Origin of the sequence: Pseudomonas sp. MF6751, from assembly GCF_016613265.1 — a bacterium.
GTDB classification, from domain to species: Bacteria; Pseudomonadota; Gammaproteobacteria; order Pseudomonadales; family Pseudomonadaceae; genus Aquipseudomonas; species Aquipseudomonas fluorescens_BV.
The window spans coordinates 151404-170680 of sequence record NZ_JAENSV010000009.1; the positions used below are offsets into that span (position 1 = coordinate 151404).

The window sequence follows — 19277 nt, forward strand, 5'->3', positions numbered from 1 at the left end:
TGCCGGCCTCTCTGTCAGGATCGCCATCATGTTGCTGATGCTCTACCTCGTCGCCATCACCGCCGAAGCCATGACTGGCGCCCTGTCCGCGGGTCGGCGTGGCATGGACTGGTTTGGCGTGGTGCTGATCGCTTGCGTGACAGCCCTGGGCGGCGGTTCGGTGCGCGATGTGTTGCTCGGCCACTACCCGCTGACCTGGGTCAAACACCCGGAATACTTGGTGCTGACCTCTGTTGCGGCGCTGGTGACGATCTTTATCGCACCGCTGATGCGCCACCTGCGCTCGCTGTTCCTGGCGCTGGATGCGGTGGGGTTGGTGGCCTTCACCCTGATCGGCTGCATGACCGCCCTGGAAATGGGCCACGGTATGTTGGTGGCGTCGGTCAGCGGGGTCATCACTGGGGTATTCGGCGGCATCCTGCGGGATATCTTCTGTAACGACATCCCGCTGATCTTCCGCCGCGAGCTGTATGCCAGCGTGTCTTTCCTGGCAGCGTGGTTCTACTTGCTATGTCTGTACCTGGAGCTGCCCAGCGAGCAAGCGATTCTGCTGACGCTGTTCAGTGGCTTCCTGTTACGCCTGCTGGCGATCCGGTTTCACTGGGAAATGCCCAAGTTCGTCTACAACGACGATGTGCACTAGCGCGCAGCGTGTTGCTCCAGCGCCCATTCCACGTGTTCGCGTACCAACTCCGACGGGTAGTCCCGCCGCGCCTTGAGTGCTTCCAATACCGGAATGCTGGAGGGCGCATTGCCCAGGCCCACCGCCAGATTGCGTAACCAGCGCTCGTAACCGGCGCGGCGCAGGGGCGAGCCCTCGGTGCTGCTGAGGAATTTATCCTCGTCCCACATAAACAATTCGGCCAGTTCTGCGTTATCCAGATTGTGCCGTGGCTTGAAATCGCTTTCGGCGGTAGGTCGAGCGAAACGATTCCACGGGCAAACGATCTGACAGTCATCGCAGCCAAATACCCGGTTACCAATCAGTGGGCGCAGGTCTTCGGGGATAGCGCTCTTGAGTTCGATGGTCAGGTACGAAATGCAGCGTCGCGCGTCCAGCACGTAAGGGCCGACGAAGGCGTTGGTGGGGCAAATGTCCAGGCACGCCGTGCAGCGGCCGCAGTGTTCGGTGGCGTGGGGTGGGTCTACCGGCAACGGTAGATCGACAAACAGTTCGCTCAGGAAGAAATAACTGCCGGCCTTGCGGTTGAGAACCAGGGTGTTTTTACCGATCCAGCCCAGGCCCGCTTGCTCGGCAATGGCTTTTTCCAGGACTGGCGCGCTGTCGACGAAGGCGCGAAAGCCGAACGGCCCGATCTGCGCCTGGATGCGGTCGGCCAGTTGCTGCACGCGCTTGCGGATCAGCTTGTGGTAATCGCGGCCCAGGGCGTAGCGCGAGATGTAGGCTTTTTCTGGTTGGGCCAGCAATTGCGCCATCTGGGTGTCGCCAGGCAGGTAGTCCATGCGCAGTGAAACCACGCGCAAGGTGCCGGGCACCAGCTCGTCCGGGTGGGAGCGTTTGCTGCCGTGGGCGCCCATGTACTCCATCTCGCCGTGGTAACCCGCGTCGAGCCAGCGTTGCAGGTGCTGTTCATGCTCAGCCAGGTCGAGGCCGCTGATGCCCACTTGTTGAAAGCCCAGCTCGCGACCCCAGTCTTTGATCGATTGGGCGAGGGCGGGCAGATCGGAGGTAATAGCAGGCATGAGACACGGGAAACCACAGGTTAGATGCGTATAATTCTGCCAGACATCGGAGCTTGAAGACGCATGCCTCAGACAAAACACCCAATTACCGACGTTCAGCTGTTGTTGCCCGGCCATTTGCCGCAACTGGCTGCGCGTTCCCCGGACGCCCATAAGGGCCAGTTCGGCCACCTGTTGGTCATCGGTGGTGACCGTGGCTTTGGCGGCGCGGCGTTGCTGAGCAGCGAAAGTGCCCTGCGCAGCGGCGCCGGCATGGTCTCGCTGGCGACGCGGCCGGAACACGTGCCGGCCGCTCTGGCTCGGCTGCCGGAGGTCATGGCCGTCGGCGTGAGCTCGGCCAACCAGTTGATGGGCCTGCTGGAAAAAATCTCGGTGATCGTCATTGGCCCAGGCCTGGGCGATGCCGCCTGGGGCAAGAGCCTGTTGTCGGTCGCGGCCAATGCCAGCCTGCCGCAGGTGTGGGATGCCGACGCGCTCAATCAACTGGCCACTGGCAGCGTCGAGCTGCCGGCCAACTGTGTGATTACCCCGCATCCGGGCGAAGCTGCGCGTTTGTTGGGGCTATCGACAGCCGAGGTTCAGGCAGATCGCCTTAAGGTGGCGCGCGCGTTGAGCCAGAAATTCAATGCAGTGGCTATCCTCAAGGGTGCTGGCAGTTTGATTGCAAGTCCGGATGGACGGCTTGCCCGTTGTGATCAAGGCCACCCGGCGATGGCGACGGCGGGGCTCGGTGATGTCTTGGCCGGTCTGGTCGGCGCGCTATTGGCTCAGGGGATGCCCGCGTACGAAGCGAGCTGCCTGGCCGTGTGGTTGCACGCGACCGCCGGAGACCGCCAGGGCAGTTTTGGTCGCGGCTTGGCTGCCAGCGACCTGATCCCCGCCATTCGTCAATTGCTGGAGGAGCAGTCGCCGTGCCTGAAGTAATTCTTTTCCTGGCAGATGAAGAGGCCATGGTCGCGTTGGGTCAGCGTATTTCACAGGTCACGCAAGGGGCCGGGTTGATCTTTCTCGAGGGCGATCTGGGCGCAGGCAAAACCACACTATCCCGAGGGATTATTCGCGGCCTGGGCCACACGGGCGCGGTAAAAAGCCCGACCTTCACGTTGGTCGAGCCCTACGAGATCGGCGACGTGCGTGCTTTCCACTTCGACCTCTATCGCCTGGTCGATCCGGAAGAGTTGGAGTTCATGGGCATCCGTGATTACTTCGACGATGATGCGCTGTGCCTGATCGAGTGGCCAAATAAAGGCACAGGCTTTTTGCCAAAGCCGGACCTGACCATTACCATTACGCCGCATGAGCACGGACGTCAGCTGAAGTTGTTGCCCCAGAGCCCACGCGCTGAGTCGTGGTGTGCTGCTCTGGCATTGGAATTCAAATAATTGGTGGGGTTAGGTATGCGCTTTCGCGCGTTGGTTGCTGTCGTGGGGGTGTTGCTTGCGGCAATGACTGTCAATGCTCTGGCTGCTTCACAGGTGAAAAGTGTTCGCCTGTGGCGAGCGCCGGATAACACGCGACTGGTGTTCGACCTGTCTGGCCCGGTCCAGCACAGCGTCTTTACCTTGACGGCGCCTGATCGCCTGGTGATCGACATCAACGGTGCCAGCCTGGCCGCGCCGCTGAAAGTCTCCACCGCCAACACGCCCATTACCGCCATGCGCTCGGCCCAGCGTACGCCGACCGACCTGCGTGTGGTTATCGACCTGAAAAAGGCCGTGACCCCCAAAAGCTTCTCCCTGGCCCCCAACGCCCAGTACGGCAACCGCCTGGTGGTCGACCTGTTCGACAACCCCGCCGACGCCGCACCGCCGCCTGCGCCAACGCCAAGCGTGGCGACGGTGCCTGCGGTGCCGGTCAACCCTTCGCAACCCCAGGTCAAGCTGCCACCACCGCCGCCTGCACCGGCAGGCAAGCGTGACATTATCGTGGTGATCGACGCCGGCCACGGTGGCGAAGACCCGGGGGCTTCCGGCTCACGCGGCCAGCATGAGAAAGACGTGGTGCTCGCCATTGCGCGTGAACTGCAGCGCCAGGTCAACGGCATGAAAGGCTACCGCGCCGAGCTGACCCGTACCGGTGACTACTTCATTCCGCTGCGTGGCCGTACTGAAATTGCCCGTAAGAAGGGCGCTGATTTGTTCGTGTCCATTCACGCCGACGCCGCGCCTTCAACCGCTGCCTTTGGCGCCTCGGTATTTGCCCTGTCGGATCGCGGCGCCACCTCCGAGACTGCGCGCTGGCTGGCCGACAGTGAAAACCGTTCCGACTTGATCGGCGGGGCCGGCAACGTGTCCCTTGATGACAAGGACAAGATGCTTGCCGGGGTGCTGCTCGACCTGTCGATGACTGCCTCGCTGACTTCCAGTCTTAACGTCGGGCAGAAAGTGCTGAGCAATATCGGCCGCGTGACGTCGCTGCATAAACAGCGGGTGGAACAAGCCGGGTTCATGGTGTTGAAGTCGCCGGACATCCCGTCGATCCTGGTGGAAACCGGGTTTATCTCCAACGCCAATGAAGCCTCGAAACTGGCTAGCGCCAGTCATCAGCAAGCGCTGGCACGCTCGATCAGCGCCGGTGTGCGCCAGTTCTTCCAGCAAAACCCGCCGCCGGGCACCTACATCGCCTGGCTGCGTGACTCCGGCAAAATCGCCCAGGGCCCGCGTGACCATCGTGTGCAACCCGGTGATACCGTTGCCATGCTGGCGGTCCGTTTCCAGGTCACGCCTGCAGCCTTGCGCAGCGCCAATAACCTGAAAACCGACGAGTTGAAGATAGGCCAGGTGTTGACCATCCCCGGCACTTCATTGGCGGCGCAGTGATGAGCGAATCCACCTTGAACAGCGGCTCGCGCATTGAATTGCTCAGCCCGCGCCTTGCCAACCAGATCGCTGCGGGTGAGGTGGTTGAACGCCCGGCGTCGGTAATCAAGGAGTTGCTGGAAAACAGCATCGACTCCGGTGCCAAACGCATTGATGTCGATGTGGAGCAGGGCGGCGTCAAGCTGTTGCGGGTACGTGACGATGGCAGCGGCATCTCTTCGGATGACCTGCCCCTGGCCCTGGCCCGTCACGCCACCAGCAAGATCCGCGACCTGGAAGACCTGGAGCGGGTCATGAGCCTGGGCTTTCGAGGCGAGGCCCTGGCCTCCATCAGCTCCGTGGCCCGCCTGACCCTGACCTCCCGCACCCGCAGCGCCGAGCAAGCCTGGCAGGTGGAAACCGAAGGCCGCGACATGGCGCCTCGGGTCCAGCCGGCGGCGCATCCGGTGGGCACCTCGGTGGAAGTGCGCGACCTGTTCTTCAATACCCCGGCGCGGCGCAAATTCCTCAAGGCCGAGAAAACCGAATTCGATCACCTGCAAGAAGTCATCAAGCGCCTGGCCTTGGCGCGTTTCGATGTGGCGTTTCACCTGCGCCACAATGGCAAGACCATCCTCAGCCTGCACGAAGCCAACGACGACGCCGCGCGTGCTCGGCGGGTGGCAGCGGTGTGTGGCAGCGGGTTCCTGGAACAGGCGCTGCCGATTGAGATCGAGCGCAATGGCTTGAGGTTGTGGGGCTGGGTCGGGTTGCCGACGTTCTCCCGCAGCCAGGCCGACTTGCAGTATTTCTTTGTGAACGGCCGGGCGGTCCGCGACAAGCTGGTGGCCCACGCGGTGCGCCAGGCTTATCGCGATGTGCTGTTCAACGGGCGACACCCGACCTTTGTGCTGTTCTTTGAGGTTGACCCTTCGGTGGTCGACGTCAACGTGCACCCGACCAAACACGAGGTGCGCTTCCGTGACGGGCGCATGGTGCATGACTTCCTCTACGGCACGCTGCACCGCGCCTTGGGTGACGTGCGTCCGGATGATCAGTTGTCAGCGCCGATTGTCACGGCGGTGGTGCGGCCGAGCGGCCCGGAAGCCGGCGAGTTCGGCCCCCAGGGCGAGATGAGCCTGGCGGCCAACCTGCTGCAATCGCCGCAGGCGCAGCCAGCCTACACGGCGCCGAATTCGGGTGCCGGTGCGGGTTATCAGTATCAATACACACCGCGCCCGCAATCGACGGCGCCGGTGGCCGAGGCCCAGGCGGCGTACCGTGAGTTTTTCGCGCCGCTGCCGGGTGCCGAGTCGGGTGCTGCTGTGGCGTTGCCCGAAGGCGGCGGTGATATTCCGCCGCTGGGTTATGCCCTGGCGCAGCTCAAAGGCATTTATATCCTCGCCGAAAACGCCCATGGCCTGGTGCTGGTGGACATGCACGCTGCCCATGAGCGGATCATGTACGAGCGCCTGAAGATCGCCATGGCCAGCGAAGGCCTCAGCGGCCAGCCGCTGCTGGTGCCCGAATCCCTGGCGGTGAGCCAGCGTGAAGCCGACTGCGCAGAAGAACATCACGGTGTGTTCCAGAAGCTTGGCTTCGAGCTGCAACGCCTGGGCCCGGAAACCCTGGCGATCCGCCAGATTCCCGCGCTGCTCAAGCAGGCCGAGGCCAACCGCCTGGTGGCCGATGTGCTGGCAGACCTGATGGAGTACGGCACCAGCGACCGTATCCAGGCGCATATCAACGAATTGCTCGGCACCATGGCCTGCCACGGCGCCATCCGCGCCAACCGCCGCCTGGCCCTGCCGGAAATGAACGGCCTGCTGCGCGACATGGAAAACACCGAGCGCAGCGGGCAATGCAACCATGGCCGACCGACCTGGACCCAGATGGGCCTGGATGATCTGGACAAACTGTTCTTGCGCGGCCGCTGATGAGTGCCTTGCCCCCCGCCATTTTCCTGATGGGCCCCACGGCCGCCGGCAAGACCGACCTGGCCATCGAGCTGACCAAGGTGCTGCCCTGCGAGTTGATCAGCGTCGACTCTGCCCTGGTTTACCGGGACATGGATATCGGTACGGCCAAGCCGTCGAAGGCGCTGTTGGCCCAATATCCGCACAAGTTGATCGACATCATCGATCCGGCGCAGAGCTATTCGGCGGCGGATTTTCGCACCGACGCCCTGGCGGCCATGGCCGAGATCACCGCGCGCGGCAATATCCCGCTGCTAGTGGGCGGCACCATGCTCTATTACAAGGCGCTGCAGGAAGGCTTGGCCGATATGCCGCCTGCCGATGCCCAGGTGCGCGCCGAGCTTGAAGAAGAGGCTGCGCGCCTTGGCTGGCAGGCCCTTCACGACCAGTTGGCGGCGGTAGACCCGGTGTCTGCGGCACGTATTCACCCCAATGACCCCCAGCGGCTCACACGCGCCCTGGAAGTCTGGCGCGTCAGTGGCCAGACCATGACTGAACATCGCCTGAAACAAACTGCGCAAAGTACTGATGCAGGCGCATCTGGACAGTCACAATTGCCCTATACTGTGGCGAATCTGGCCATCGCTCCGGCAAACCGCCAGGTGTTGCATGAACGAATTGCACAAAGATTCACAATAATGTTGGAACAGGGGTTTGTGGACGAGGTCGTAGCATTGCGTTCAAGAGGCGACCTGCATGCAGGGCTGCCTTCGATACGTGCTGTAGGCTACCGCCAAGTCTGGGATCATCTGGATGGCAAGCTGACGTCCGCCGAAATGCAGGAGCGCGGCATCATTGCCACGCGCCAATTGGCGAAGCGCCAGTTCACCTGGCTGCGCAGCTGGAGCGATTTGCACTGGTTGGACAGCCTGGACAGCGACAATCTGTCACGCGCCTTGAAATACTTGGGAACGGTCTCCATATTGAGCTGAGTCCTTGCAATTGCCGTCTATCCTTGGGGGTGTGACGGCCATAAGCTATCTATTTTCCGATTTTTTATTATTGATCCTTAAAGGAGTGCGGCACATGTCAAAAGGGCATTCGCTACAAGACCCTTACTTGAATACTTTACGTAAAGAGAAAGTTGGGGTTTCCATCTATCTGGTCAACGGCATCAAGCTGCAGGGTACGATCGAGTCGTTCGACCAATTCGTTATCCTGCTGAAAAACACCGTCAGCCAGATGGTTTACAAGCACGCTATCTCGACAGTCGTTCCAGTTCGTCCAATCCGTCTGCCTAGCGCAGCAGGTGATGAACAGGGTGACGCTGAGCCAGGTAACGCCTGATAGGAGTCTCCTTTGTTCTTTGAGCGCCACGGTGGTGGTGAGCGAGTAATCCTCGTTCACTTGGATGGACAGGACCCTGAGGCGCGCGAAGATCCGCAGGAGTTTCAGGAGTTGGCAAATTCGGCCGGCGCCGAGACCGTTGCGTTTTTTAACGTGCCGCGTCATCGGCCAACCGCCAAATACCTGATTGGCAGCGGCAAGGTCGAGGAACTGCGCGACCTGGTTCATGCCGAAGAAGCCGATCTGGTGATCTTCAATCACACCCTCACGCCCAGTCAGGAACGTAACCTCGAACGTGTTTTCGAGTGTCGCGTGATCGACCGTACCGGTCTGATTCTCGATATTTTCGCCCAACGCGCCCGCACCCATGAAGGTAAGCTCCAGGTTGAACTGGCCCAGCTTGACCACATGAGCACGCGCCTGGTTCGCGGCTGGACTCACCTTGAGCGTCAGGGTGGCGGTATCGGCATGCGTGGCCCGGGTGAAACCCAGCTGGAAACCGACCGGCGTCTGCTGCGGGTTCGCCTGCGCCAGATCAAGGGCCGCCTCGAAAAAGTGCGCAGCCAGCGTGAACAGTCGCGACGTGGCCGTTCCCGTGCGGATATCCCGACCGTGTCCCTGGTGGGGTACACCAACGCCGGCAAGTCCACGTTGTTCAATAACGTGACCAAGTCGGATGTGTACGCGGCCGACCAACTGTTCGCCACCCTCGACCCGACCCTGCGGCGTCTGGACATCGACGACCTGGGGCCGATTGTGCTGGCCGATACTGTGGGTTTCATTCGTCACCTGCCCCACAAGCTCGTCGAGGCATTTCGGTCTACGCTCGAAGAGTCGAGCAATTCCGACCTGCTGTTGCACGTGATCGATGCGGCCGAACCGGATCGTATGTTGCAGATTGAACAGGTCATGGTGGTGCTGGGCGAGATTGGTGCCCAGGACTTGCCGATCCTCGAGGTCTATAACAAACTCGATTTGCTTGAAGGCGTTGAGCCACAGATCCAGCGCGACGAGAACGGCAAGCCCCAGCGGGTCTGGTTGTCGGCGCGAGATTGCAGTGGCTTGGAGTTGCTGGAACAAGCCATTGCCGAATTGCTCGGCAGCGATTTGTTCGTCGGCACCTTGCGCTTGCCGCAGCGTTTTGCTCGACTGCGTGCACAATTTTTCGAGTTGGGCGCGGTACAGAAAGAAGAGCACGACGAAGAAGGTGTCAGCTTGCTGGCTGTTCGATTGCCACGCTCGGAACTCAATCGGCTGGTCAGCCGAGAGGGTGTTGTACCGGCAGAGTTCATCGAACAACACACTTTGCAATAAAAGCCTGAGAAAGCGGTTGTGCCGCAGTAGCAGGCATTCTGTAGCATTGGTCGGCGCGCCGTGGGTGCGTCTTTGCTTTATCAGATGGAGAGCGCTATGGCTTGGAATGAGCCGGGTGGCAACTCGAATAATCAGGATCCTTGGGGTGGTAAGCGCCGCAATAATGGCGACCGCAAGGGGCCACCGGATCTCGACGAGGCCTTCCGAAAGCTGCAGGAAAGCCTGAATGGGTTGTTCGGTGGTGGAAAAAAACGTGGTGGTGACGACGGCGGTCGCACAAGCAAGGGCGGTGGCTATGGCCTGCTGGGCCTTGGTCTTGTCGTGCTCGCGGCCGTATGGCTGTACAGCGCGGTCTACGTGGTGGACGAGCAGGAGCAAGCCGTGGTGCTGCGCTTCGGCAAGTACTACGAGACTGTCGGGCCAGGCCTGAACATCTATTTCCCGCCGATCGACAAGAAGTACATGGAGAACGTGACGCGTGAGCGTGCGTACACCAAGCAGGGCCAGATGCTGACCGAAGACGAGAACATCGTCGAAGTGCCGCTGACCGTGCAGTACAAGATCAGCAACCTGCAAGACTTCGTGCTGAACGTTGATCAGCCGGAAATCAGCCTGCAACACGCAACCGAAAGTGCCCTGCGCCACGTGGTGGGTTCCACCGCCATGGACCAGGTGCTTACCGAAGGTCGTGAGTTGATGGCCAGCGAAATCAAGGAGCGTCTGCAACGCTTCCTCGACACTTACCGCACCGGTATCACCGTTACCCAGGTGAACGTACAGAGCGCAGCGGCACCGCGTGAAGTGCAGGAAGCCTTTGACGACGTGATCCGTGCACGTGAAGACGAGCAGCGTTCGCGCAACCAGGCTGAAACCTATGCCAACGGCGTTGTGCCGGAAGCCCGTGGTCAGGCCCAGCGCATCCTTGAAGATGCCAACGGTTACCGCGATGAAGTGGTCTCCCGCGCCAAGGGTGAGGCAGATCGTTTCACAAAACTGGTCGCCGAGTACCGCAAGGCTCCTGAAGTGACCCGCGAGCGTCTGTACCTGGACACCATGCAGGAAGTCTTCAGCAACACCAGCAAGGTTCTCGTGACCGGCAGCAAAGGTGGGCAGAACAACCTGCTGTACCTGCCGCTGGACAAGATGATCGAAGGTGGTCGTAGCGGCGCCAGTGCACCGTCCACCGGTTCGAATGCCGCTGCCAACGAAGCGAGCGCCCGTGCGGCCGCTGACTTGCTGCAACAGCAAACACGTACCAGGGAGAGCCGTTGATGAGCAATAAATCGCTGACCGCCCTGATTGTGGGCGTCGTCGTGGTCATCGCTGCCTGGAACTGCTTCTACATCGTCGCTCAGACCGAGCGTGCGGTGCTGCTGCAATTCGGTCGCGTGGTCCAGGCGGATGTCCAGCCGGGCCTGCATGTGAAAGTCCCCTACGTCAACCAGGTGCGCAAGTTCGACGCCCGCCTGATGACCCTGGATGCACCGACACAGCGCTTCCTGACCCTGGAAAAGAAAGCCGTGATGGTTGACGCCTACGCCAAGTGGCGCGTCAAGGATGCCGAGCGCTTCTACACTGCGACTTCCGGCCTCAAGCAGATTGCCGACGAGCGTTTGTCCCGTCGTCTGGAATCGGGCCTGCGTGACCAGTTTGGTAAGCGCACCCTGCACGAGGTGGTATCCGGTGAACGTGATGCGCTGATGGCTGACATCACTCGCTCGCTGAACACCATGGCGGAAAAAGAGCTGGGTATTGAAGTGGTCGACGTTCGCGTCAAGGCCATTGACTTGCCCAAGGAAGTGAACCGCAGCGTGTTCGAGCGTATGAGCACCGAGCGTGAGCGTGAAGCGCGTGAGCACCGCGCCAAGGGTAACGAGTTGGCTGAAGGTATCCGTGCCGATGCCGACCGTCAGCGTCGTGTACTGCTGGCAGAAGCCTATCGTGAGTCTGAAGAGGCTCGTGGTGACGGCGATGCTCAAGCCGCGGCGATCTACGCCAAGGCCTACGGCCAGGACCAGGAGTTCTACGCGTTCTACCGTAGCCTGCGCGCCTACCGTGAAAGCTTCGCGAACAAAACCGACGTACTGGTGTTGGACCCAAGCAGCGACTTCTTCCGCTACCTGGAAAAGTCCAAGTAACCAGCCCGTGATTCTGTAAGGCGCACTCCGTCGGGCGGCTAAAATGCCTGGCGGGGTGATCCTTTCAGAAAACGGGTGTATGATGCGGCAGCCGGGAAATTCCCGGCTTTTTTGCGTCTGCATGTTTGATTCGGCAGGCGTGACAGGTTTTTCGAGGAAAGTGCCCGACGAGGCCGTTTGCAGGCCGTTCGTCACGTCGCTCTTGCGCGTGGTTTATGCAAGGGGGCGGGTATTTTCTGCTTCACTCAAGGCTCGGCCGAGGGCTGGCCGCCCGGATCAAAGGGGAATGGCGTAATGGCAACGGTAGACCGCTGGCTGCTGCCAGATGGCATCGAAGAAGTACTGCCACCAGAAGCTGCGCGCATTGAAGTAGCGCGTCGCCAGGTGTTGGATCTGTTCCAGAGCTGGGGTTACGAGTTTGTCGTGACTCCCCATATCGAGTACCTGGAATCCCTGCTGACCGGCGCGGGCCAGGACCTGGATCTGCGCACCTTCAAGGTCATCGACCCGCAATCGGGCCGGCAAATGGGGTTCCGTGCCGACATCACGCCACAAGTGGCGCGCATCGATGCGCACACCCTGCGTCGTGAAGGCCCGAGCCGCCTGTGCTACGCCGGCAGCGTACTGCATGCCCAGCCGCGCGCCTTGTCGTCTTCCCGTAGCCCGATCCAGTTGGGCGCCGAGTTGTACGGCGATGCCAGCCCGAGCAGCGATGTGGAAGTGATCAGCCTGATGCTGGCCATGCTGCAACTGGCGGATGTGCCGGACGTGCACATGGACCTGGGCCACGTCGGTATCTACCGTGGCCTGGCGCGTGCTGCCGGGTTGTCCGGTGAAGTGGAGCAACAGTTGTTCGATGCCCTGCAGCGCAAGGCGATCGATGAAGTGATCGCTCTCACCGAAGGTGTGCCTGCTGAGCTGGCTGGCATGCTGCGGGCGCTGGTAGACCTGTGCGGCGGCCGTGAAGTGCTGGTGGCTGCGCGTGAGCGCCTGGCCAATGCGCCGGCACCGGTATTGGCAGCACTGGACGATGTGCTGGCAATTGCCGAGCGCCTGTCGGCACGGTTCCCGGAGCTGCCGCTGTATTTTGATCTGGGTGAATTGCGCGGCTACCACTACCACACCGGTGTGGTGTTCGCGGTATTCGTCCCGGGTGTTGGCCAGGCCATCGCCCAAGGTGGTCGCTATGACGATATCGGCGCCGACTTCGGTCGTGCGCGTCCGGCCACTGGTTTTTCCACCGATTTGAAAACCCTGGTGACCCTGGGGCGTGCTGAGGTCGAGCTGCCGTCTGGTGGCATCTGGATGCCCGACAGTACGGACGCAGCGCTCTGGCAGCAGGTTTGCCAGTTACGCCGTGAGGGTCAGCGTGTAGTCCAGGCCTTGCCTGGGCAGCCATTGGCCGCCGCCCGTGAAGCGGACTGCGACCGGCAATTGATTCAGCAGAACGGGCTTTGGCAAGTATCGCCACTGGCTTCTTGAGTTTTCCTGCCGGCCATCGCCGGCACCAAGTTTGCGCGAATGAGGACAAGTGTTATGGGTAAGAATGTCGTAGTCCTGGGCACCCAATGGGGTGATGAGGGCAAAGGCAAGATCGTTGATCTGCTGACCGAACATGCTGCCGCCGTAGTGCGCTACCAAGGTGGTCACAACGCTGGCCACACCCTGGTCATCGATGGCGAAAAAACTGTCTTGCACCTGATCCCGTCGGGTGTCCTGCGCGAAGGCGTGCAGTGCCTGATCGGCAATGGCGTGGTGGTTGCACCTGACGCCCTGCTGCGCGAGATCACCAAGCTGGAGGAGAAAGGCGTACCGGTGCGCGAGCGCCTGCGTATCAGCCCGTCCTGCCCGCTGATCCTGTCCTTCCACGTTGCGCTGGACCAGGCCCGTGAAAAGGCGCGTGGCGAGCTGAAGATCGGCACCACCGGTCGCGGCATCGGCCCGGCCTACGAAGACAAGGTTGCACGTCGTGGCCTGCGTGTGGGCGACCTGCTCAACATGCCGCGCTTTGAAGACAAACTGCGTGAACTGGTGGATTACCACAACTTCATGCTGGTCGGTTACTACAAAGAGCCAGCCATCGAGTTTGAAAAGACCCTGGCCGAGTGCAAGGAATACGCTGAGCTGCTCAAGCCGCTGATGCTGGACGTGACGGCCGAGCTGCACGATCTGCGTCGCGCTGGCAAGGACATCATGTTCGAAGGTGCCCAGGGCTCGTTGCTGGACATCGACCACGGTACCTACCCGTACGTGACCAGCTCCAACACCACCGCTGGCGGCGTTGCGACCGGTTCTGGCGTTGGCCCGATGTTCCTGGACTACATCCTGGGTATCACCAAGGCCTACACCACTCGCGTAGGTTCGGGCCCGTTCCCGACTGAGCTGTTCGACGACGTCGGCGCGCACCTGGCCAAGCAAGGCCACGAATTCGGCGCCACCACTGGCCGTGCTCGTCGTTGCGGCTGGTTCGATGCCGTTATCCTGCGTCGCGCTATCGATGTGAACAGCATCTCGGGCATCTGCCTGACCAAGCTGGACGTACTCGACGGTCTGGAAGCCATCAACATCTGCGTCGGCTACAAAGACGCCCAAGGCAACGATGTTGCCCCGACTGACGCTGACAGCTACGTGGGCCTGCAGCCTGTGTACGAAGAAGTGCCAGGCTGGACCGAATCGACCGGGGGCGCCAAGACCCTGGAAGAACTGCCAGCCAATGCTCGCGCCTACATCAAGCGCGTGGAAGAGCTGATCGGTGCACCGATCGACATTATTTCGACCGGCCCGGACCGCAACGAGACCATCGTTCTGCGTCACCCGTTCGCGTAATAAGCTGTTGATGTGAAAAGCAAAGGGCTCCTTCGGGAGCCCTTTGTCGTTTCTGCCTGGCAAGCGGCACGACCCTTGCTGTGTTTCCCTCTTTCGAGGTGCTATCAAATTAATGGCACCCGTGGTGGAGGGATTTCCAGTGTCTGCCGTTCTCTCGTTGTTACAAAGCCGTCTGTTGCGGCCGGTGTTCGTTACCCTTGGTATCGCCCTTTTGGTGCAAGTGCTGGTGGCCGTCGCGCTGACGCGGAGCACGGTGACGGCGCTGGAAGCCGATTTGGGCAATCGCCTGGGCATTGATAGCCAGAAGTTGTCTGGCGAACTGGCCCAGGCTGGCAAGGAAGTCACGTCCAGCCTGGACAGCCTGTCCGCCAGCACGCGCCAGCGACTGACAGCCGGGCTTTCCACGCGTTTGCAGGAAGAGCAAAAGCAGTTGCGTGCGACGCTGGAAAAAGACCTGCAGGACTCCGCCAATGACATGGCGCAACTGCTGGCCTCGGTCGCGCCCCGTGCCATGTGGGACAGTGACGTGCCGACCCTTTCAGAGTTTGCCCGCCGGGCCCAGCGCAACCCCAATGTGCTGTTTGTGGTGTATGACGACGCTGCGGGCGAGCACTTGACCCGTTACCTGAATCGCGAAAACCCTATCAACCAGGCCCTGCTGGCGAAGGGCGCAGGGGAGCGTGCGCTGGACAAGGTGCTGGACGCGGCCAAGACAGACCCCTCCGTGTATTACGTCGAAGCCTCCATCAGCCCCAACGGCGTGGAAATCGGCAAGGTGCGCATGGGTGTGTCGACCGCGACGGTTGAGGCAAACCTGCAAGCGTTGGATAAGCGCTTTGCCGCGCTGATCGCCAGCGGTGATCAACTGGTGGGTGATAGCCTCAAGGGAGCCGCAGCTGACAGCGCCAACGCCATGGGCGCCCGGCTGCAATCGGCGCAAGCCACTGCCACGCAAATGACGGCCAATACCGCCAGCGCCGTGCAAGACGCGGCGGGCACCCTGCGTTGGCGTATCGGGATGGGCCTGGCACTGGTGGGGCTTGGGGTATTGCTGCTGATCGCCATTGTGCTGGGGCGACGCGTGGTCAATCGCCTGAAGTTGCTGATTGCCGCGATGGATGATCTGGCGGCCGGCGAGGGCGACCTCACCAAGCGCGTGCAGATCAACAGCAAGGATGAAATCGGCGATATGGCCTCGGCGGTCAATCGCTTTGTGGATAAGTTGCAGCCCATCGTACGGGAGGCAGGCGACGTGGCCCAGCGTACTGGCGTGGAAATCGGCGCCATGACGTTGCGCAATGCTGGCGCCGATGCGGCGGCGGGCTTGCAGCGTGATGAAGTGGCCGAGAGTTTGCGCGCTTTGTCGCAAATGGCCGACGAGGCCCAGGCCGAAAGCCACGCTATGCAGGCGGCCTTGCAGCAGGTGGTGGATATTCGCCAGGCCACGGATGAAAACTCACGAACCTCGGCTGAAGTCGGTAGCTTGATCGAGGCGTTGGCGGGGCAGGTGCAGGCCGGTTCCCAGGTGATCGAACGGCTGGCGCAGCAAAGCGAACAGATTGAAGTGGTGTTGACCGTGATTCATGGCATCGCCGAGCAAACCAACCTGCTCGCTCTCAACGCGGCCATCGAGGCGGCACGGGCTGGCGAGACTGGCCGCGGCTTTGCGGTGGTGGCCGATGAAGTGCGTGCGCTGGCGAGCAAGACTCAAAGCTCCACTGGCGATATCCAGGCGCATATCGTGGCATTGCAGCAGGGCGCGCGTGAGGCGGTGGAAACCATCGGCAAGGCGGGGCGCCAGGCCAGTGAGGGCTTGCTGGTGCTGCGCGACAGCGTGCGCTTGCAGCAGACGGTGCAGGCTTCTGTGGAGCAGGTGCATGCGGCGATTGGCCTGGCGACGCGCGCGGCCGAGCATCAAGCCCAGGGCGCGCATGCGGTGCGTGGGCGCGTGGAGGTGATCCATGCCCAGGCCGAGCGTGCGGCGCAAGCGGTGGTGGAGACGACGGCCAGTGGGAAGGTGCTGGATGGGTTGGCGGCGCAGTTGAAGGCGAGCTTGGGGCAGTTCAGGGCTTGAGGTTGTCTGGACGGGCCTCATCGCAGGCAAGCCAGCTCCCACATTCAACTGCATTCCAAAGTTGGAGCGCGGTCAACTGTGGGAGCTGGCTTGCCTGCGATAGCTGTTTCAGCGGCTCAAATACATCCGCGTCGTAAGCAGATACACCGGCAACCCCGACACCAGAATCAACAACGCTGCATACGGCGCCGCCGCCGCAAATTCCACATTCGAGGTATGCGCCCAGACGGCCGTCGCCAAGGTATTCAGCCCGGTCGGGCTCAGCAGCAATGTCGCCGTCAATTCCTTCATCGCATCCAGGAACACCAAGGCAAACGCCGCCCCCAGCGCCGGAAAGATAATTGGCAGCGTCACCCGGCAAAACGCACTGAAGGACGATGCGCCTAACGTGCGCGCCGCCTCTTCCAACTGTGGCGCCGCCTTGTTCAGCGCTGTACGAATCGGCGCCTGCGCCAATGGCAAAAACAGCAGCGCATAAGCAATCAGCAGCAATGCCGAGGTCTGGTACAGCGCCGGCACGTAATGCAGGGCGAAATACACCAGGGTCAACGCAATCACCAGGCCGGGCAGGGCATGCAGTAGGTACGGCAAGCGTTCGGCCCATATCGCCAGTTGCCCTTTGTAGCGCACCACCAGCAAACCAACCGGTACTGCCAGTACCAGGCACAGTGCGGCGCCGCCCAGCGAGAGCGCCAGGGAAGACAGCAGCGCCTCACCGATCTCGGCCATCGGAAACGCTGCCGACGAACCGACTGCCAACCAATACCCGAGCATCCCCAGCGGAATGCCGCTGCCAATGATCGCTAGCGCCAGGCAATACACCTGGCCCAATGGCGTCCACTTGCCCAGTCGAACCTGCTCGGCGTGCCGCGCCGCGCCCTGGCCGATGCGCACGTGCCGGCCTTTGCCGCGTATGCGCAGTTCCAGCCATAGCAGGGTCAGGCACATCACCAGCAGCGCTGCCGAGAGCATTGCCGCATTGGCATTGCTGAATTCCAGTTCGAACTGCTGGTAGATCGCGGTGGTGAAGGTCTGCAGGCCAATGATCGACAGCGCGCCGAATTCCACCAGCATGTGCAATGCGATCAATAGTGAGCCGGCCAGCAGCGATGGCCACAGCAGCGGCAGGGTGATGCGAAAGAACACGCCCCAGCGGTTGAGCCCCAGCGTGCGGGCCGATTCTTCCAGGGAGGGGTCAAGATTGCGTAGCGTTGCCGCCACCGGCAGAAATACCAGCGGGTATTTGGACAGGCTCATCACCAGGATCGCGCCGCCAAGCCCCTCGAACTGGGCGCTCAGCGACACCCAGGTAAAACTGCTGACGAACGCCGGCACCGCAAACGGCAGGCACAGGACCACACCCCAGATGCGCCGCCCTGGCAGGTTACTGCGCTCCAGCAGCCAGGCCAGGGACAGGCCGATCACGCCGCAGGTCAGGGTCACGCCGACCATCAGCGCCAGGGTGTTGCGCAGCAGTCCGAACACATAAGGCCGCCACAGGAGATGCACCGCCTCCGTCCAGCCCGCCTGCCAGGCTTTGAGCCCTACGTAGGCGAGCGGCAACAGGCTCAGGCCAACCAGCAACAGCACGGGTAGCAGCAGCCAGATCGACGGGCGTTTGCGACGGGGGGTGAACCCCGCGACGGAAAGCGATGGGTTCATCAGTTCAGGCCAACGTCACGTTCCAGCTCCAGGGCTTCTTCGGCGTTGCCCAGGTCTGCGGGGGTGACTTTCGGCGGCTGCAGCTCGCTAAATGGCTTGAGGCCGCGGTTCGATTCCATGCCCTTGCGCAGCGGGTACTCGGCCGACGTGTTGGTGATCACGCGCTGGCCTTCTTCGCTGGTCATGAATGCCAGCAATTGCTGAGCTTCTTTGGGATGCTTGCTGGATTTGAGTGCGGCAGCGGAGGATACGGTGATCAAGCCGCCAGCATCACCATCGGTGAAGTAGTGCAGTTGGGAATCCAGATTGGTTTTTTCCTTTTTCAGGGCAAACCAGTAGTAGTTATTCACCAGCACGGTGGCCACTTCGCCTTTTTCCACGGCCTTGAGGGCGACCATATTGTTGCTGTACACCTTGCCGAAGGCGCGCAGGCCGGTCAGCCATTCTTCTGCGGCTTCGCGACCGTGCAGCTTGATGATCGCCACGGCTTGCTCCTGGAACGCGCCGCTGGTGGGGACGAAGCCGACTTTGCCTTGCCACTCGGGGCCGGCAAAATCCAGTACCGACTTGGGCAGGTCTTTTTCGGCAATCAGTTTGGGGTTGAAGGCTACGACGCGGGTGCGTGCGGTCACGCCCATCCAGTCGCCGTTTTTGCCCACGTAATCCTTGGGCAGTACATCGAGGGTGCTGGCATCGATTTTTGCCAACAGGCCTTGCTCGCCGAGTTTGTTCAGGGGCGGTGATTCTTCGGTGTAGATGACGTCGGCAGGGGAGCGCTCACCTTCTTCGACGACCTGGCTGGCCAGCTGGTTGCTGCTACCTTTGCGCACGTTGACGTGGATGCCGGTCTTGGCTTCGAAGGCCTTGGCGAGTTCATCGCCGACTTCTTTGTGTTGGCCGTTGTATAAGGTCAGGGAGACCTTGTCGGCAGAATGGGCGGCGGGCAAGAGCAGGGTCAGGCTGAGTAGGGTGAGGGTCAGGCCGCGCAGAAGGGATGTCTTGAGTCGGTTGTCACGGATCATCATCCGAAGTGTTCCTCGCTTATATGCAACAAATCATTGCAAGGATAAACGATAAATCTTCTCAAGTGCGGATGAGGGGAAAATCACTGGGGAAGTTTTCAAACCCCGGAAACGAAAAAACCCGCTTTCGCGGGTTTGATCTGAATTTGGTGCCCAGGAGAAGACTCGAACTTCCACGACCTTGCGATCACCAGCACCTGAAGCTGGCGTGTCTACCAATTTCACCACCTGGGCATTATCTAACAACGTTGCCGCTGTTGATGGGGCGAACTATACGGCGGGGCTTTTGATCTGTAAACCCCTGATTCGAAAAATATAAATCAATTTTTCCGTTAAAAATCAGAGGCCTGAAACGAAAAAACCCGCTTTCGCGGGTTTGATCTGAATTTGGTGCCCAGGAGAAGACTCGAACTTCCACGACCTTGCGATCACCAGCACCTGAAGCTGGCGTGTCTACCAATTTCACCACCTGGGCA

Annotated in this window: 16 protein-coding genes and 2 tRNA genes; 13 read left to right on the plus strand and 5 right to left on the minus strand. The window is 61.2% G+C overall.

What is annotated here, in order from left to right:
• Positions 1-25: 25 nt before the first annotated feature.
• A complete protein-coding gene (locus JJD66_RS10885) occupies positions 26-643 on the plus strand; it encodes a trimeric intracellular cation channel family protein (protein ID WP_169913170.1) in 618 nt (205 codons plus the stop codon).
• On the opposite strand, the gene queG is transcribed toward JJD66_RS10885, so the two are convergent.
• Positions 640-1704, minus strand: coding sequence for a tRNA epoxyqueuosine(34) reductase QueG (queG, locus tag JJD66_RS10890; RefSeq protein ID WP_032904047.1), 1065 nt, complete (start codon positions 1702-1704; stop codon positions 640-642). The two genes, JJD66_RS10885 and queG, sit on opposite strands and share 4 nt — an antisense overlap.
• Positions 1705-1767: 63 nt before the next feature.
• Here queG and JJD66_RS10895 point away from each other — a divergent pair, with 63 nt between their 5' ends.
• The 12 genes from JJD66_RS10895 to JJD66_RS10950 all read left to right on the plus strand — a co-directional run bounded on the left by JJD66_RS10895 (position 1768) and on the right by JJD66_RS10950 (position 16117).
• A complete protein-coding gene (locus JJD66_RS10895; protein ID WP_200648132.1) occupies positions 1768-2628 on the plus strand; it encodes an NAD(P)H-hydrate dehydratase in 861 nt (286 codons plus the stop codon).
• Positions 2616-3086 carry a tRNA (adenosine(37)-N6)-threonylcarbamoyltransferase complex ATPase subunit type 1 TsaE gene (gene tsaE / locus JJD66_RS10900; RefSeq protein ID WP_014716665.1) on the plus strand — a complete coding sequence of 157 codons (471 nt, stop codon included), beginning with the start codon at positions 2616-2618 and terminating at the stop codon, positions 3084-3086. Before JJD66_RS10895 ends, tsaE begins: the two co-directional genes overlap by 13 nt.
• A 15-nt stretch (positions 3087-3101) precedes the next feature.
• Positions 3102-4523 carry an N-acetylmuramoyl-L-alanine amidase gene (locus JJD66_RS10905; RefSeq protein WP_003188054.1) on the plus strand — a complete coding sequence of 474 codons (1422 nt, stop codon included), beginning with the start codon at positions 3102-3104 and terminating at the stop codon, positions 4521-4523.
• Entirely contained in the window at positions 4523-6439 is a 1917-nt protein-coding gene (gene mutL, locus JJD66_RS10910; protein WP_105225552.1) for a DNA mismatch repair endonuclease MutL, read from the plus strand. Before JJD66_RS10905 ends, mutL begins: the two co-directional genes overlap by 1 nt.
• Positions 6439-7410, plus strand: a complete 972-nt coding sequence (gene miaA / locus JJD66_RS10915) for a tRNA (adenosine(37)-N6)-dimethylallyltransferase MiaA (protein ID WP_054896266.1) — start codon at positions 6439-6441, stop codon at positions 7408-7410. Before mutL ends, miaA begins: the two co-directional genes overlap by 1 nt.
• A 94-nt stretch (positions 7411-7504) precedes the next feature.
• Positions 7505-7765 carry an RNA chaperone Hfq gene (gene hfq, locus JJD66_RS10920; RefSeq protein ID WP_003188059.1) on the plus strand — a complete coding sequence of 87 codons (261 nt, stop codon included), beginning with the start codon at positions 7505-7507 and terminating at the stop codon, positions 7763-7765.
• Between the two features lie 12 nt (positions 7766-7777).
• Entirely contained in the window at positions 7778-9079 is a 1302-nt protein-coding gene (gene hflX / locus JJD66_RS10925) for a ribosome rescue GTPase HflX (RefSeq protein WP_200648133.1), read from the plus strand.
• Positions 9080-9175: 96 nt separating this feature from the next.
• The gene (gene hflK / locus JJD66_RS10930) at positions 9176-10351 is read left to right on the plus strand and encodes an FtsH protease activity modulator HflK (RefSeq protein ID WP_003188062.1); all 1176 of its coding nucleotides are present in this window, start codon (positions 9176-9178) and stop codon (positions 10349-10351) included.
• Positions 10351-11217, plus strand: a complete 867-nt coding sequence (gene hflC, locus JJD66_RS10935; RefSeq protein WP_003188064.1) for a protease modulator HflC — start codon at positions 10351-10353, stop codon at positions 11215-11217. Before hflK ends, hflC begins: the two co-directional genes overlap by 1 nt.
• A gap of 294 nt (positions 11218-11511) precedes the next feature.
• Positions 11512-12699 carry an ATP phosphoribosyltransferase regulatory subunit gene (locus JJD66_RS10940; protein ID WP_003188066.1) on the plus strand — a complete coding sequence of 396 codons (1188 nt, stop codon included), beginning with the start codon at positions 11512-11514 and terminating at the stop codon, positions 12697-12699.
• 54 nt (positions 12700-12753) lie between these two features.
• The gene (locus JJD66_RS10945; protein ID WP_200648134.1) at positions 12754-14043 is read left to right on the plus strand and encodes an adenylosuccinate synthase; all 1290 of its coding nucleotides are present in this window, start codon (positions 12754-12756) and stop codon (positions 14041-14043) included.
• Positions 14044-14182: 139 nt separating this feature from the next.
• A complete protein-coding gene (locus tag JJD66_RS10950; RefSeq protein WP_105225555.1) occupies positions 14183-16117 on the plus strand; it encodes a methyl-accepting chemotaxis protein in 1935 nt (644 codons plus the stop codon).
• Positions 16118-16225: 108 nt separating this feature from the next.
• Here JJD66_RS10950 and JJD66_RS10955 read toward each other — a convergent pair whose 3' ends face one another.
• The 4 genes from JJD66_RS10955 to JJD66_RS10970 all read right to left on the minus strand — a co-directional run bounded on the left by JJD66_RS10955 (position 16226) and on the right by JJD66_RS10970 (position 19276).
• A complete protein-coding gene (locus tag JJD66_RS10955) occupies positions 16226-17779 on the minus strand; it encodes an ABC transporter permease (RefSeq protein ID WP_200648135.1) in 1554 nt (517 codons plus the stop codon).
• Positions 17779-18804, minus strand: coding sequence for an extracellular solute-binding protein (locus JJD66_RS10960; protein ID WP_200648136.1), 1026 nt, complete (start codon positions 18802-18804; stop codon positions 17779-17781). Before JJD66_RS10960 ends, JJD66_RS10955 begins: the two co-directional genes overlap by 1 nt.
• 144 nt (positions 18805-18948) lie before the next feature.
• A tRNA-Leu gene (locus JJD66_RS10965) sits at positions 18949-19035 on the minus strand.
• 154 nt (positions 19036-19189) lie between these two features.
• A tRNA-Leu gene (locus tag JJD66_RS10970) sits at positions 19190-19276 on the minus strand.
• Position 19277 lies beyond the last annotated feature (1 nt).

Coding starts and splice junctions, on each gene's coding strand:
- queG (WP_032904047.1), bottom strand. CDS start 1,704: ATGCCTGCTATTACCTCCGATCTGCCCGCCCTCGCCCAATCGATCAAA.
- JJD66_RS10895 (WP_200648132.1), top strand. CDS start 1,768: ATGCCTCAGACAAAACACCCAATTACCGACGTTCAGCTGTTGTTGCCC.
- JJD66_RS10905 (WP_003188054.1), top strand. CDS start 3,102: ATGCGCTTTCGCGCGTTGGTTGCTGTCGTGGGGGTGTTGCTTGCGGCA.
- mutL (WP_105225552.1), top strand. CDS start 4,523: ATGAGCGAATCCACCTTGAACAGCGGCTCGCGCATTGAATTGCTCAGC.
- miaA (WP_054896266.1), top strand. CDS start 6,439: ATGAGTGCCTTGCCCCCCGCCATTTTCCTGATGGGCCCCACGGCCGCC.
- hfq (WP_003188059.1), top strand. CDS start 7,505: ATGTCAAAAGGGCATTCGCTACAAGACCCTTACTTGAATACTTTACGT.
- hflK (WP_003188062.1), top strand. CDS start 9,176: ATGGCTTGGAATGAGCCGGGTGGCAACTCGAATAATCAGGATCCTTGG.
- hflC (WP_003188064.1), top strand. CDS start 10,351: ATGAGCAATAAATCGCTGACCGCCCTGATTGTGGGCGTCGTCGTGGTC.
- JJD66_RS10940 (WP_003188066.1), top strand. CDS start 11,512: ATGGCAACGGTAGACCGCTGGCTGCTGCCAGATGGCATCGAAGAAGTA.
- JJD66_RS10945 (WP_200648134.1), top strand. CDS start 12,754: ATGGGTAAGAATGTCGTAGTCCTGGGCACCCAATGGGGTGATGAGGGC.
- JJD66_RS10955 (WP_200648135.1), bottom strand. CDS start 17,779: ATGAACCCATCGCTTTCCGTCGCGGGGTTCACCCCCCGTCGCAAACGC.
- JJD66_RS10960 (WP_200648136.1), bottom strand. CDS start 18,804: ATGATGATCCGTGACAACCGACTCAAGACATCCCTTCTGCGCGGCCTG.